Genomic DNA, 782 nt, shown 5'->3' with positions numbered 1-782 from the left:
CAGCCGCTGCTGCTGGTGCCGCAGGACGGGAAGTACGTGTCGGACAGCGGAGAGGACGAGCCGTACAAGCAGTTGTTGAGCGTCGACCCGAGCAGCGGTGCCGTCGAGCGGACCGCGCCGGCGGTCGCGACGCGCGGCAGCGCCACACTCATCGGCGGGGTCGTGTACTTCGTACGGCCCAACGGAACGGTCACCGCCGTGCGGGCGGCCACCGGCAAGCGGCTGTGGCAGAAGTCGACGGACGGCGAGAACCTGTCGGCACCGGTGGAGTCCAGGACGTACGGCGAGCTCTACTTCACCAACCGCCACGGCCGGCTGCTGGCGCTGGACCGCGACACCGGCGCACCGACGTGGCACACGACCGCGCTGGACAATCCCGGAGGCTCGGTGGAGAACACCACCCCGAGCGTGCTGCTCGTCGACGACGCGATCGTGGCGGTGGCGGGTGACACCGCCTTCTCTGTACGACCGGACCGCTCCGCTGCCCGGCCGTCCCCGGCCACCGCGGGCTGAGTCGCCTTCTCCACCACAGCCGAAGCCCGGTCCACCTCCTCTGTCCCACCCTCCTCTGTCCCACCTCTAGGGGGCGCGCAATGCCTGCCGCCAGTGATCGGTGACGGTGTGACGCAGCCGTGCGGTGTCGACGGCATGGGGGTCGAGGAGGCGTTGCAGTCCGATGCCGCGCAACTGTCCGACGACCGCGACGGCGACATCGTCGGGCTCGGTGTCCGGACGTATGTCGCCGTCGGTGATCGCGGCTGCGACATCGTCGCGCAGGTCGC

Annotated in this window: 2 protein-coding genes; one reads left to right on the top strand and one right to left on the bottom strand. The window is 70.6% G+C overall.

Annotated elements, in window-relative coordinates:
* Positions 1–513, top strand: a 513-nt coding sequence (locus CCL05_RS42650) for an outer membrane protein assembly factor BamB family protein (RefSeq protein WP_158102536.1), incomplete at its 5' end; no start/stop codon positions are given.
* Between the two features lie 66 nt (positions 514–579).
* Here the strand turns inward: CCL05_RS42650 and CCL05_RS42645 are convergent.
* The coding region (locus tag CCL05_RS42645) for a TetR family transcriptional regulator C-terminal domain-containing protein (RefSeq protein ID WP_208641755.1) at positions 580–782 on the bottom strand (203 nt) is incomplete at its 5' end.

It is taken from the genome of Streptomyces africanus, assembly GCF_002150735.1.
Taxonomy (GTDB): domain Bacteria; phylum Actinomycetota; class Actinomycetes; order Streptomycetales; family Streptomycetaceae; genus Streptomyces; species Streptomyces africanus.
This window is presented reverse-complemented; position numbering and strand designations above follow the sequence as displayed.